The 13,352-nt window shown below is 47.9% G+C and carries 9 protein-coding genes; 6 read left to right on the forward strand and 3 right to left on the reverse strand.

Annotated features, from left to right (window positions below):
- Positions 1 to 114 precede the first annotated feature (114 nt).
- The 3 genes from FJD32_RS03475 to uvrA all read right to left on the reverse strand — a co-directional run bounded on the left by FJD32_RS03475 (position 115) and on the right by uvrA (position 4,497).
- On the reverse strand, positions 115 to 1,149 hold the full coding sequence (locus tag FJD32_RS03475; protein ID WP_140907229.1) for a M28 family peptidase: 1,035 nt from the start codon (positions 1,147 to 1,149) through the stop codon (positions 115 to 117).
- A gap of 84 nt (positions 1,150 to 1,233) precedes the next feature.
- Positions 1,234 to 1,572 (reverse strand): hypothetical protein, encoded by a 339-nt coding sequence (locus tag FJD32_RS03480; protein WP_224021592.1) that lies wholly within the window; start codon positions 1,570 to 1,572, stop codon positions 1,234 to 1,236.
- A 72-nt stretch (positions 1,573 to 1,644) separates the two neighbouring features.
- Positions 1,645 to 4,497 carry an excinuclease ABC subunit UvrA gene (gene uvrA / locus FJD32_RS03485; RefSeq protein WP_055647927.1) on the reverse strand — a complete coding sequence of 951 codons (2,853 nt, stop codon included), beginning with the start codon at positions 4,495 to 4,497 and terminating at the stop codon, positions 1,645 to 1,647.
- Positions 4,498 to 4,905: 408 nt separating this feature from the next.
- Here uvrA and FJD32_RS03490 point away from each other — a divergent pair, with 408 nt between their 5' ends.
- From FJD32_RS03490 to yidZ, 6 genes are all read left to right on the forward strand, one after another.
- Positions 4,906 to 6,273, forward strand: coding sequence for an MFS transporter (locus tag FJD32_RS03490; RefSeq protein ID WP_037431506.1), 1,368 nt, complete (start codon positions 4,906 to 4,908; stop codon positions 6,271 to 6,273).
- Between the two features lie 108 nt (positions 6,274 to 6,381).
- On the forward strand, positions 6,382 to 7,101 hold the full coding sequence (gene ssb, locus FJD32_RS03495) for a single-stranded DNA-binding protein (RefSeq protein WP_069454239.1): 720 nt from the start codon (positions 6,382 to 6,384) through the stop codon (positions 7,099 to 7,101).
- Positions 7,102 to 7,321: 220 nt separating this feature from the next.
- Positions 7,322 to 7,915 carry a hypothetical protein gene (locus FJD32_RS03500; protein ID WP_047536355.1) on the forward strand — a complete coding sequence of 198 codons (594 nt, stop codon included), beginning with the start codon at positions 7,322 to 7,324 and terminating at the stop codon, positions 7,913 to 7,915.
- Positions 7,916 to 8,177: 262 nt separating this feature from the next.
- Positions 8,178 to 11,009, forward strand: a complete 2,832-nt coding sequence (locus tag FJD32_RS03505) for a M16 family metallopeptidase (RefSeq protein ID WP_140907230.1) — start codon at positions 8,178 to 8,180, stop codon at positions 11,007 to 11,009.
- Between the two features lie 200 nt (positions 11,010 to 11,209).
- Positions 11,210 to 12,400 (forward strand): MFS transporter, encoded by a 1,191-nt coding sequence (locus FJD32_RS03510; RefSeq protein WP_140907231.1) that lies wholly within the window; start codon positions 11,210 to 11,212, stop codon positions 12,398 to 12,400.
- On the forward strand, positions 12,375 to 13,340 hold the full coding sequence (yidZ, locus tag FJD32_RS03515) for an HTH-type transcriptional regulator YidZ (protein WP_055647840.1): 966 nt from the start codon (positions 12,375 to 12,377) through the stop codon (positions 13,338 to 13,340). Before FJD32_RS03510 ends, yidZ begins: the two co-directional genes overlap by 26 nt.
- Positions 13,341 to 13,352 lie beyond the last annotated feature (12 nt).

Genomic DNA, 13,352 nt, shown 5'->3' on the forward strand with positions numbered 1-13,352 from the left:
CGCGAACGACGGATTATAGCAGCATATAAGCCGCTTTACCAATCCGGATAAGGATAAATCCACCGTTTGGGAAGGTTTTTTTACAAAAACTGAGCAAGAAACGCGCCACTTCGGCTAATTTTTCAAAAAGTTGCCATCGAGTTTAATTAATTCAAAAGCCGATTCTGTTACCGCGGCGAGAAAAACATAGTCCAAGGTCTCGTAGGTATCCTCCGGCGTATGATATTGCGGATGGGTGGGCACACCAAAATATAGCCAAGGGATTTTAGCCTGATGAAAGGGATAATGATCCGATGCTCTTAGCCAATTAGTGCTCTGGATACTTCTCCCCACAGGCTTAGGGTGACTGAGTTTGATACACAGGCCGTTAGATTCATTCAACATTGGCCTAAATTGAGGAAATTGATAAAAGTTGCGGCTGCCCTCAAGGTAAATCGCGTAAGGGCGACTTGGGTGGCCAATCATATCCAGATTGAGCATCAGTTCAAATTGCGCTTCAGGCATTCGCTGTTTGAGTTGCTCCACTAAGGCAGTGCTGCCAAACAGTCCAGGTTCTTCGGCATCGGTCGCGACAAACATTAAGTTAATGTTGGGGAGTGAGTCGGGTGCAGCGCGTTGCTGCGCTTGCCAGTGGTTGGCGATGGCGAGTAATGCGGCAACGCCGGAGGCATTGTCATCGGCACCGTGGTAAACCTTGCCGCCTTTTATGCCGAGATGATCATAGTGGGCGACTACAATACGCCATTTATCCGTAGGTTGTCGCGCTGGCGCTAAGGCGACCAGATTGCTTCCCACCTCTTGGCTAAATAGGGTGGAATATTCGAAGGGAACCTCGAAGGTTGTTCCCCAAGGCTTAAGGCCTAGTTGTTGAAACTGGCGGTTTAAATAGTCGCGTGCCTTGGCAGCACCTTCCGTTTGGGTTTTACGCCCCATTAATTCTGCTGAGCTGAGTGTTGCTACTGTTTGCTTAAGATCTGCGGGGGCAGCCCAATTCAATCGAATCGCCTCTGGCGAGCAAGTATATTCGGCAGGTTGGCTAGTGCAGGCCATGAGTCCCATACATAGGCTAAGGGTAAAAAAGCGCAATAAGCCCGTGCATGGAGACCATGAGCGGATGATTGCAGTGAGTGCGTGTGCCAAATTGCCCATGATTATCCTTAAGGTTGGCAATAGGAACGATCAATCCTAAGCCTAACAGGGATTTAGCTAGAGTGCATGGGCCCTAATGTGGATTTAATCTAATACCTGGATCTCGGGGGAGAGCGCCGCCTCTTGGTGCGGGCTTAAATTAAAGTGCTCTAAGCCTGAGACCAAATGTGTGCGCGAGCACAGGGTGACCTGAGTATTTTTGGTGAGTCCACCTTGGGCAAGCGTGGTGACTCGGCCATCGGGTAATGCCAGTAGGCTATTTTCTGCGGTGCTATCTAAGACAGTAACTTGTAAGCGTGTGGGTTGACCGATAATCGGATCGATAGCCGCGATAGCAAGTGCGAATAGCATTAGTCCTAAACAGGTAATGAGCATGACATTAACGCGACTTAAGCTGGTTAAGTTGGGGCGATGTTCTAACAAAATATCCTCCTCGATGGAGTGCGCCTTGGGAGTGTTCTCCCAAGGCGTCGTTGAGGTTGAAGCCTTACTTGATTATGACTGCGTTGCTAGTTGTGCATCCCGCTCCAGCAGCGGCTTTAAGAAGCGTGCCGTGTGTGAGGTAGGATGCAAGGCTACTTCTTCTGGTGTGCCTGTGGCGAGGATTGTACCGCCGCCACCGCCGCCTTCAGGGCCTAAGTCGATAATCCAGTCTGCGGTTTTAATCACATCCAGATTATGCTCAATCACCACAATCGTGTTGCCGTGGGATTTGAGTCGATGCAGTACATCCAGCAGCAATTGGATATCGGCAAAGTGCAGGCCTGTGGTTGGTTCATCTAATATATACAAGGTCTTACCGGTATCGCGTTTAGAGAGTTCCTTGGCCAGTTTTACCCTTTGGGCCTCACCGCCAGATAGCGTCGTCGCGCTCTGACCTAACCGCACGTAAGACAAACCCACATCCATTAGGGTTTGCAGTTTGCGGGCAATCGCAGGCACGGCATCGAAAAATTCGCGGGCATCCTCCACCGTCATTTGCAGCACTTCGTGGATGTTCTTACCCTTGTAGCGCACCTCTAAGGTTTCGCGGTTATAGCGTTTACCTTTACAGGCATCGCAAGGTACATACACATCGGGGAGGAAGTGCATTTCGACTTTAATTAAGCCATCGCCTTGGCAGGCCTCGCAGCGACCACCTTTGACGTTAAAGGAGAAGCGCCCGACCTGATAACCACGGGTACGGGATTCCTGCGTTCCGGCAAAAATCTCCCTAATTGGGGTAAAGATGCCAGTATAAGTGGCGGGGTTTGAGCGCGGAGTGCGGCCAATCGGGCTTTGGTCGATATCGACCACTTTATCGCATTGCTCCATGCCGACAATCCGATCGTAAGGCGCGGGCTCATCGACGGTGGCGCCGTTGAGTTGTTTGTGGGCAATTCTAAAGAAGGTATCGTTAATCAGCGTCGATTTACCTGAGCCCGATACTCCAGTCACACAGGTGAATAATCCCACAGGGATGGTTAAATCTACATTACGCAGGTTATTGCCGCGGGCGCCGTAGAGCTCAATCACTTGTTTCGGGTCGAACGGCGTACGTGGGGTACTGATATGAATATTGCGTTTACCCGAAATGTACTGCCCAGTGACGGATTCGTCGCAGGCGATAATTTTCTCAATCGGACCGTCGCAAATCACTTCACCACCATGGACGCCAGCGCCTGGGCCGATATCGATAATATGATCCGCCATACGAATCGCGTCTTCATCGTGCTCTACCACAATCACTGTGTTGCCTAAATCCCGCAGGTGGATCAGGGTTTGCAGCAGACGCTCGTTATCCCGCTGGTGCAAGCCGATAGAAGGCTCATCGAGCACATACATTACGCCGACAAGCCCAGCACCGATTTGACTGGCTAAGCGAATACGCTGCGCTTCACCGCCCGAGAGGGTCTCGGCCGAGCGTGATAGGCTTAAATAGTTAAGGCCAACATTGACGAGGAAACCTAAACGGTCGCGCACTTCCTTGAGGATTTTTTCAGCAATTTGTGCTTTTTGGCCGTTGAACTCGAGTTTGTCAAAATAATCTAGGGCTTCACCAATTGACCAAACGGTCAGTTTCGGCAAGTTAAGATCGCCAATAAATACGTGGCGAGCCTCTTCACGCAAACGCGAGCCGCCACAGCTTTGGCAAGCTTGGGTGTTGATAAACTTGGCCAACTCATCGCGCACCGCGTTACTTTCGGTCTCACGGTAACGCCTGTCCATATTATTTAAGATGCCTTCGAAGGGATGATTGCGCACCACCACATCACCACGGTCGTTGATGTATTTGAAGGCGATGCTGTCTTTACCTGAACCGTAGAGAACGATTTTTCTCACCTTATCCGACAACTGTTCGAAGGGAACTTCGACATCGAACTTATAGTGGTCGGCCAGCGAACTTAGCATCTGGAAGTAATAGAAGTTACGTCTATCCCAGCCGCGAATCGCCCCGCCAGCCAGGGATAACTCAGGGTTGGTGATCACTCTGTCAGGATCGAAAAACTGTTGTACCCCTAAACCATCGCAGGTTGGGCAAGCGCCCGCCGGGTTATTAAAGGAGAAAATCCGTGGCTCAAGCTCGGCCATCGAGTAACCACAGTGCGGGCAAGCAAAGTTGGCCGAGAAGATTAATTCTTCAGTGGCGCCTTCATCCATGCTGGCGACCACGGCAATCCCACCCGAGAGTTCGAGCGCAGTTTCAAAGGATTCGGCGAGGCGCTGCTGGATATCGCTGCGGACTTTAAAACGATCGACCACCACTTCGATGGTGTGCTTAACGTGTAAGTCGAGGGTTGGCGGATCGGTTAAATCGCAGACTTCACCGTCGATACGGGCGCGGATATAACCTTGAGCGGATAAACCCTCGAGTAATTTAACGTGCTCACCCTTACGGCCGTTGACCACGGGCGCCAGCAGCATTAAGCGGCTATCCTCGGGCATTTCGAGCACTTTATCCACCATCTGGCTCACGGTTTGCGCCGCCAGCGGTTGGCCATGAGTCGGGCAGCGCGGTTCGCCCACGCGGGCAAACAGCAGACGTAGATAGTCGTAAATTTCGGTGATTGTACCCACAGTCGAACGTGGGTTATGGGAGGTTGATTTTTGTTCGATGGAAATCGCCGGGCTTAAGCCTTCGATATGGTCGACATCGGGCTTTTCCATCAAGCTTAAGAATTGGCGGGCATAGGCAGAAAGAGACTCAACGTAACGTCGTTGGCCTTCGGCATATAAAGTATCAAATGCTAGGGAAGATTTGCCTGATCCCGATAACCCTGTGATAACGATTAACTTATCCCTTGGGATAGTCAGGTTGATATTTTTGAGATTGTGGGTCCGTGCGCCGCGTATTTCAATCTTATCCATCTATCGCTCAAGTCTTATGCTTAAAAAAATGAGCCTAAGTATCGCACAGTTCGGCGGCTGAGTTTAGTCGATTCTGTGATCTCTATTCTGGGTTGGCGATAAGCCAATGCTTGGCCGTGGTCGATATAATCGTGATGAACCTAGCGAATTAACTAAGATTAATCCAAGTATGAGGGCAAGCCTAAGCTTATCTCTGTAAGTATCAAGTTAACTATTTGTAGCGAATCGACTTTTAGATAAGCCTTTAAAATAAAGACCTAAGGCCGTAACCGTGCCTTTTAAACGGCGTCGCGATGGGGCTAGACAACCCGTTAACTACGAGTGCTTAGGACGGTTTTTCCTTTTGAGCAAATGCTTTGTGGTGTGCTAACATGCGCCCCCTAAAAGACTTCAATCCAAGGCAAAATCATGGGTAACAACGGACTTTCAGGAACCGAGACAAGAGTCGCGTTTTCTTTAGCCAGTGTATTTGGTTTACGCATGATGGGCTTGTTTATGATCATGCCCGTCTTTGCACTTTATGGTCGGCATTTAGAAGGTTTTTCACCCCTCTGGGTGGGCATTGCCATCGGTGCTTATGGCTTAACTCAGGCCATTTTACAGATCCCTATGGGGATTTTATCAGACAAATATGGCCGTAAACCTGTCATTCTTGCAGGCTTAGTGGTGTTTGCCATCGGCAGTTTAATTGCCGCCAATGCTGAGACTATCTATGGCGTGGTGTTTGGCCGTGCTGTACAAGGGATGGGCGCGATTGCCGCCGCTGTGCTGGCGCTTGCGGCTGACTTAACACGGGATGAGCAACGTACCAAGGTCATGGCGATTATTGGTATGTGTATCGGTGGCTCGTTTGCACTGTCGTTACTGGTTGGCCCGATTGTGGCGCAGCATTTAGGCTTATCAGGGTTATTCTTTTTAACTGCTGGGCTTGCGGTGTTAGGCATGTTGATTGTGCAGTTATTGGTGCCCAATCCCATTTCCCACGCACCTAAGGGCGATACCTTAGCGGCGCCCGCGAAGCTTAAGCGCATGTTGACTGATCCGCAGCTGTTTAGGCTCGATGCGGGGATCTTTATTCTGCACTTAGTGTTAACCGCCGTGTTTGTCGCCTTGCCACTCGACTTAGTCGATGCGGGTCTGGTGAAAGAAAAACATTGGATGCTGTATTTCCCTGCGTTTGTGGGCGCATTCTTCTTGATGGTGCCGTTAATCATCATCGGGGTGAAGCGCAAGAATACTAAGGCGATGTTCCAAATTGCTTTAGTGATCATGATGTTTGCCCTTGCGGCCATGGCGATTTTTGCCAGCAACCTCTGGGTATTGAGCGTGGCCGTGCTGCTGTTTTTTACTGGCTTTAACTACCTTGAGGCGTCGCTGCCGAGTTTGATTGCGAAATTCTGCCCAGTGGGTGAAAAAGGCTCGGCGATGGGTGTTTATTCGACCAGCCAATTCTTCGGGGCCTTTTGTGGCGGTATGCTCGGTGGCGGTGCGTACCAATTAGTCGGTGCCGTGGGCGTGTTTATTGTCGCGTTGGTGTTAATGGGCATTTGGTTATTGCTCACCTTAGGGATGGAAAATCCTGTACTGCTTAAGAGTTACACCTTAGAGGCTGCCGTTAAAGACAAAACCCAAGCCCGTGATATGGCGGCGCAACTGTCACAATTGATGGGTGTGGTTGAAGCGATTGTGGTGCTAGACGAGAAAGTCGCTTATCTCAAAGTTGACGAGCATTTCGATTTAAGAGAAGCCCGAGCTGTGTTAGGCTCTGCTCAATAATATGTGTTATTGCCGCGAATACTTAGGGATGCGGATTTTCCCTTGCGGCAACAATTATAAACAACATACTGAATTAACAGATTATTTAAAGAATCGCAGGAGATTTCAATGGCCAGTCGTGGTGTTAACAAAGTAATTTTGGTTGGCAATTTGGGACAAGATCCAGAAGTGCGTTATATGCCAAACGGTAACGCAGTCGCAAACATCACCGTTGCGACCAGCGAATCGTGGAAAGACCAACAAGGTCAACAGCAAGAACGTACTGAATGGCACCGTGTGGTTCTGTTTGGCAAGTTGGCTGAAATTACGGGTGAGTACCTGCGTAAAGGTTCACAGGTTTACCTCGAAGGTAAATTGCAAACGCGTAAGTGGAAAGACCAAAGCGGTCAAGATCGTTACAGCACTGAAGTGGTTATCGACCAAAGCGGTAGCATGCAAATGTTAGGCGGCCGTAACCAAGGTCAAGGCCAAGGTGCCCCAATGGGCGGTATGCCACAAAACGGCGGTTACCAATCAGCCTCACAACAAGCAGCTCCTGCGCAAAATCAATACGCGCCAGCACCGCAAGCGGCTCCGGCTTACCAAGCACCAGCGCCACAACCTCAATCTGGCTACAATCAGCAGCCAGCTCAGCAAAGCTATGGTCAGCAACAGGCGCAGCCCCATGTTCAGCCTCACGCTCAGCCACAGCAGGGCGGTTATGCGCCTAAGCCTGCAGCTCCTGCGTATCAAGCGCCAGCGGCTCCTGCACAGCGCCCTGCACCACAGCCACAGCAAAACTTTACTCCAGATTTGGATGACGGTTGGGACGACGATATCCCGTTTTAATTTTCCAACTTTTACAGTGGAAACATAGTTTTTTAAAAGCCCTGCAATATTTTGCAGGGCTTTTTGTTTATATGTGGCTTATCTTTCTTTGAATAATTTTATTTGCTTAATTGTTAACAGTTGTTGCTGTTTAGGGTAGATTGTTTGAGTCCGCTAAAGGGCTTGAACTTTTGAAAATAAATTAACGTTATGACGACTACTAAAAGAAAGGAATTCTTCCATGGAAGATGTAATAAGTCAGGAAAATAATCCATTAAAGAGCGATGAAAAACAAATAACAGTAGATAGCAATATTCATAGAGTACCACTGTTTCATGTTTCACTTGCTAAATTTGTTATTATGTTTTTTGCTACCTTTGGTCTATATCAAATATACTGGTTTTATAAGCAATGGCAGGCATTAAAAGAGTATTATGATTTAGATGCATGGCCAATTGCTCGATGCATTTTTACGGTATTTTTTACACACTCTTTGTTTGTTTATGTTAATGAATATATTAAAGAAGATAATAGAAGTTATCGTTGGAATCATTCTGCTTTGGCGACAGTTTACGTTTTACTTGTCGTAGTCTCTAGTGTTCTCAATCAAATTGAGACTTTACCGACATCTTTGATTTTAATTTCTATTGTTATACCTTTAGCCGTTTTGTATCCATTGTATGAAGCTCAAAAAGCAATTAACTTTGCGCTTGAACCTTTAGACTACGAGGATAATTCAAGTTTAACTTGGTTGAATTGGGTTTGGATTGTTCTTTTTGGTTTTTATTGGGCTATGGTTATCTATGCATTAACTGTGTTAATCAGACTAGCTTAATTTAGAATAGAACAGGCTTTAATTAAGCCTGTTCTGAATATCTTTTTATAAAGTTAACAACGAGTTTTCCCTCATATACTTTCAATTTCTAATGTCGTTTTCTCTATTAATGCATGTTTTTTGATATTTTAAGTACGCTGTAAGGTATTGATTTTGTGACTTAAAGCGTTTTTGTGGTTATAGTGAAAAGTCAATTTATCAGTATTGAGGTAAGCATTTTCTCTGGTGTATCAAGCAAATTTCAGGGAGAAAATGAATTTTTATGAGCAATTTCAAGAAAATCCAGTTTAAACGCCTATGGCTATGGCTGTTCCTTATCAGCATGGCTTTACCATTAAGTGCGGTTGAAGCGCCTCTGTGGTCTGAGTCGGCCAACCTGCCTTTAAGCGAACGAGTGCACAGTAGCACGCTTGCTAATGGGATGCACTACCTGTTAGTGAACAACAAAACCCCTGAGCAAGCCGTGATTGTCCGTATGCGGGTGGATGTGGGATCTGTGATGGAAACGGATGCCGAGCAGGGTCTGGTGCATTTTTTAGAGCATATGGCGTTTAATGGATCTACGGGACTCGCGGCGGGGGAGATGATCCCTACCTTACAACGCATAGGTTTAAGTTTTGGGGCTGATACCAATGCGGTGACTGAATTTCAGCAAACGGTTTATCAGTTTAATTTACCGAGCAATAGCCAAGATAAAGTCGATACCGCTTTGTTTTTAATGCGCGAAATCGCCAGTAATCTGTTGCTTGACCCCGCGCTAATCGAGCGCGAAAAAGCGGTGGTCTTGTCTGAACTGCGTGAACGCAGTAGTGCCGATTTAGAAAACTATCGCCACCAGTTAGCCTTTTTAATGCCGCAAACCTTGCTGTCGCAGCGCTTTCCCGTAGGTGAGGCGACGAGCATTCAAAATGCAAATCGTGAAACGTTATTGTCCCTTTATCAGCGTTTTTATACGCCATCTCGCACCACCTTAATCGTGGTGGGTGATATCGATGTCGGTCGTATCGAGCAAAAGATCAAGCAGCAATTTACCGACTGGAAAGCTGCGCCACAGGCTGCTGGGGTGAAGGCACAATCCATAGGCGTGGTACAGGCTAAAACCGCTATTGAGGCGGCGGCATTTTTTGATCCAAGCCTGCAAACCTCGGTTTCCCTCGGGCTGTTAAAACCGCAAATCCCTAAGCCAGATACGATTGCACTGCGTGAGCAGGAGATGTTATTAGATATTGCCCACGGCATTTTGTATCGTCGTTTAGAGTCACAGTTGCTACATAGCCAAGGTTTGTATGGCGTGAGTCTACAAATTGGGCCGCAATACAATATTGCCTACGGCACGCAAATGACGCTGGGAACGCAGGAAAACAACTGGCAGCAAGGGCTTACGTTGTTGGAACAAAGACTACGTCAGGCGCTGGAATTTGGCTTTAGCCAACAGGAAATCGATCAGCAACTTAAACGAATTCACAAGGGCTATCAGCTCAGTGCCGCAGGCAGTAACACTATCCACAGTGTGAACATTGCCGACAGCTTAGTGAGTGCGGTAGCGGGCAGGCGCGTGCCTGTGGAGCCAGAGTGGCAATTGGCGATGTTTGAAAAACTAATGCCGAGTATTACGCCGCAAAAACTGCATCAGTTGTTTAAACAGACTTGGGAAGGGACGCCTTATCTGTATCTAACCAATAACAAACCCATTGAAAATATTGAAAAGCAACTCTTAGCCGCCTATAGCGCGAGCCAAAAGCAAGTCGTGAAAGTGCCCGAAACCAAGAGCATTGCCGAGTTTGGCTATAGTCAATTTGGTGAGGCTGGACAGATTGTTGCCGATCAGCGCGATGCCACAACTGGCATACGAAAGCTAGAGTTTGCTAACGGTGTGCGTCTCAATTTAAAACCTACATCCTTTAATCAGGGGCTGACGTTGGTGAGTCTCAATATTGGCTTTGGTGAGGTGCCATTCCCCGAGCTAGATGGTTTGTCTTACCTGTTTAATAGCGCCTTTGTGCAGGGCGGTTTGGGACTTCACGATTTAGACAGCTTGCAGGAGATTTTTGCAGGCCAAGATATCTCGGTCAGTTTGAGTTTACGTGAGCAGAGTTTTGGTGGCGAGATCAGCACCAATGCAGCAGAGCTTCGCACTCAATTAGGGGTACTGACGGCCTATTTAGTCGACCCGGGGATGGATAAGCAAGCCGAGCAGTTATTCCGTGAGCAAGTGATTGCCGAGCAGCAGAGCATTCATAGCAATCCACAACTGGAGTTTTCGAATCAATTTGCGCGAATTGCCCATAATGGCGACAAACGTTATGGCTACGGCAACCCTGATGAAATCCTCAAGCGTCAGTTTGCGGAACTCGCACCCAGCTTCCATTCTGCGGTGCAGCAAGGGGCGATTGAGCTGGCCATCGTTGGTGATTTTGAGGAAAACCAAGCCATTGCTGAGGTTGCACAAACTTTAGGGGCGATTTCCCGTCAGCCGATCCCTAAGGGGCAGACTATCGTGCCTGTGTTTCCCAACGTGCCAGCACAAATTAGCCTGACGCATTATGGTCAGGTCGATATGGCGGCGCTGGCGCAGGTGTGGCCGACTGCGGATATGAGTAATCCCCGTGAGTTGGTGGGGTTAGGTTTGCTTGAGCAGGTACTAAGTATCTTACTTACCGAGAATGTGCGTGAGAAAGCGGGGGCAAGTTATTCGCCTTCAGCATTCTCATATAATGATTTAAATCCAACGGGATATGGTTATCTCGGCCTATTTAGTGTGACCACCACTACCATGTTGCCTGAGGTGGCTAAGCATTACGCCGCCGCAGTTAAGCAGGTTAAAATGCCTTCGGGGATCAGTGAGGATTTGCTCAATCGCGCCCGCCAGCCAGTACTGGAGTGGATGCAGATGGCGCCGCAAAGTAATAATTTCTGGTTAGATCTGGCCTCAACCGCCCAAAGCCAACCGGAGCGTTTTGCGACCTTTAACCAACGCTTGGCGTTGGTACAGCAGATCTCGCCCGCCGAGTTAAGCCAATTGGCGCAGAAATACCTCAAGGATGATAGGCGGTTAACTATCGAAACCTTACCTGCACCCGTCACGGCTCCGTGAGCCATTAAACCGCAATTTATCTGAAGACCTACCTCCTGTGATACTCGTGTCACAAGAGGTTTGGTTTTTATTGGTGATTGAAATATTTGTCGGTCGCAATTGGAAAAAACAGTTGTCGAAAATGCCACTCACGCTTAAGCGAAACCCGCATTAGGCTAAGCGCCATATTCTTGTAGAGTGGTGATGTGAGTGGTGATGTGATGTTTCGATATCTGTTATGTAGTTTTGGCTTGGTCCTAATGTACCCGACGGGGATCGATATGTACTTAGTCGGGTTGCCGCAAATTGCTAATGAACTCGGGGCGAGTGAGGCGCAGCTGCACATTGCTTTTTCTGTGTATCTTGCTGGCATGGCGACGACTATGCTGTTTGCGGGCAGTTTAGCCGATAGGATTGGGCGTAAACCCATTACACTTTTTGGCGCCTTACTGTTCGCGCTAGCCTCCTACTTTGCGGCGGGCTCACAGACCAGTGATCTGTTTTTAATCGCGCGCTTTGCGCAAGGCATTGGTGCGGGTTGTTGCTATGTTGTCGCGTTCGCGATTTTGCGTGATGTCTTAGACGATAAGCGCCGAGCCAAAGTGCTCTCAATGGTGAATGGCGTGACCTGTATTATCCCTGTGATCGCGCCTGTGATTGGCCACTTAATCATGCTTAAGTTTCCATGGCCTAGCCTGTTTTACACTATGGCGGCGATGGGATTACTGGTGTTCGCCCTGTGCCTATTGGTATTACGTGAAACTTATTCTAAAGCAGCATTTCACACGCAAGCAGTGCCAGGTGTGCAAAAGGAATCCTTTAAACAAGGCTTTTTTATCAGTCGCGTGGTCATAACGACCTTAGGTGTGACCACGATTTTAAGCTATGTGAATGTGTCTCCCATGCTGATTATGGGGCAGATGGGGTTTGACCGTGGCCAATATTCCAATACCATGGCAATGATGGCATTGGTGAGTATGTTAGCCTCATTTTCGACGCCCTTTTTGCTTAACCAGTTTAAAGAAAAATCATTAATTTTGTTCTCCCAAGGGTTATTCGTTGCGGCCGCCTTAGTGTTTATCTTGACTCAATTGGGCGGAGTTAGTCATTCATTTAACCTCTTAGGGTTTGCTTTTGTTTGTTCTGGTTTTTCAATTGGATTTGGGGTGACCATGAGTCAGGCGCTTAGTCCATTTGTGGCTCGGGCTGGGGTAGCTAGCTCATTACTGGGGATTGCCCAAGTGTGTACTTCTGCTTTGTATATTTGGGTGATGGGTCTGCTCGAAGTGAGCGCGATTAATATATTATTAGCTATCCTCAGCGTTGGTGCGCTGGTAAGTATCACGCTAATGTTAGCGGTACCTAAAATGTCGGAAATGGTAGTTAATGAGCAAATCCCTGAGTCGGCTTGACCTCAATCTGTTGTTTACTTTTCAGCTGCTATCGCAGGAGCGGAGCGTGTCTAAGGCCGCTAAAAAGCTCAATGTGACGCCATCGACCGTGAGTAAATCCTTGGCGAAATTGCGCGATTGGTTTGACGACCCACTATTCATTAAAACGCCCCAGGGATTGCAGTTAACGCCATTAGCCCAAAGCATGGAGCAAGACTTAGCCGATTGGTTGCAAAGGGGCAAACAGCTTATGGGCAAGCGCGGGGATGATATGGCGAAAGGGCTCAGTTTTGAGCTAATGCTTGAGTCACCTTTATCGCTCATTATGCTTAATCAATTAACGCAGGCGATTTACCAACACTACCCTGATGCAAAAGTGAAGGTGCGAAATTGGGATTATGATTCACTAGAGGCCATTATTCGCGGTGAGGCTGACATAGGTTTTACTGGCCGAGAAAGTCATCCTCGCTCCAAGGAGTCCCTTGATTTATTGCCTTATTTTATCGATTTTGAGGTTTTATTTACCGATCTTCCTCAGGTGTATTTACGCCGCGATCATCCCGCCTTGCAGGAAGAGTGGAATGTAGACACTTTCTTAAAATACCCGCATATCAATATCTTGTGGGAAAAGAGCGAAACCTGGGCCTTAGATGATGTGCTTATTGAGCTTGGGTTAAGTCGCAATATTGTGCTGACCTTGGCCAGTTTTGAGCAGTCACTGTTTGTCGCGGCAGAGCCTCACCACAGCATGCTGGCAATAGCGCCGCAATATTGTGAGCAATATGCCCGCCAATTACACCCTGACTTAGTCACTCGCCCAATCCCGATAAGTGGCGAATATCTTAATAAACTCGCCATTCCTTTTACCTTGATTTGGCATAAGAGAAACAGCCACAACCCCAAAATCACTTGGCTGCGAAGCAAGATAAAAGCGATTTATCAGCCGCGTGGGTGTGATTAAGGCTGTTATTTG

Source organism: Shewanella sp. LC6, assembly GCF_006385735.2.
GTDB lineage: Bacteria > Pseudomonadota > Gammaproteobacteria > Enterobacterales > Shewanellaceae > Shewanella > Shewanella xiamenensis.

Bases quoted from the DNA above. Each gene is read 5' to 3' on its own strand.
- FJD32_RS03500 (WP_047536355.1), top strand. From the start codon at position 7,322: ATGGAAGATGTAATAAGTCAGGAAAATAATCCATTAAAGAGCGATGAA.
- ssb (WP_069454239.1), top strand. From the start codon at position 6,382: ATGGCCAGTCGTGGTGTTAACAAAGTAATTTTGGTTGGCAATTTGGGA.
- FJD32_RS03490 (WP_037431506.1), top strand. From the start codon at position 4,906: ATGGGTAACAACGGACTTTCAGGAACCGAGACAAGAGTCGCGTTTTCT.
- yidZ (WP_055647840.1), top strand. From the start codon at position 12,375: ATGAGCAAATCCCTGAGTCGGCTTGACCTCAATCTGTTGTTTACTTTT.
- FJD32_RS03510 (WP_140907231.1), top strand. From the start codon at position 11,210: ATGTTTCGATATCTGTTATGTAGTTTTGGCTTGGTCCTAATGTACCCG.
- uvrA (WP_055647927.1), bottom strand. From the start codon at position 4,497: ATGGATAAGATTGAAATACGCGGCGCACGGACCCACAATCTCAAAAAT.
- FJD32_RS03505 (WP_140907230.1), top strand. From the start codon at position 8,178: ATGAGCAATTTCAAGAAAATCCAGTTTAAACGCCTATGGCTATGGCTG.
- FJD32_RS03475 (WP_140907229.1), bottom strand. From the start codon at position 1,149: ATGGGCAATTTGGCACACGCACTCACTGCAATCATCCGCTCATGGTCT.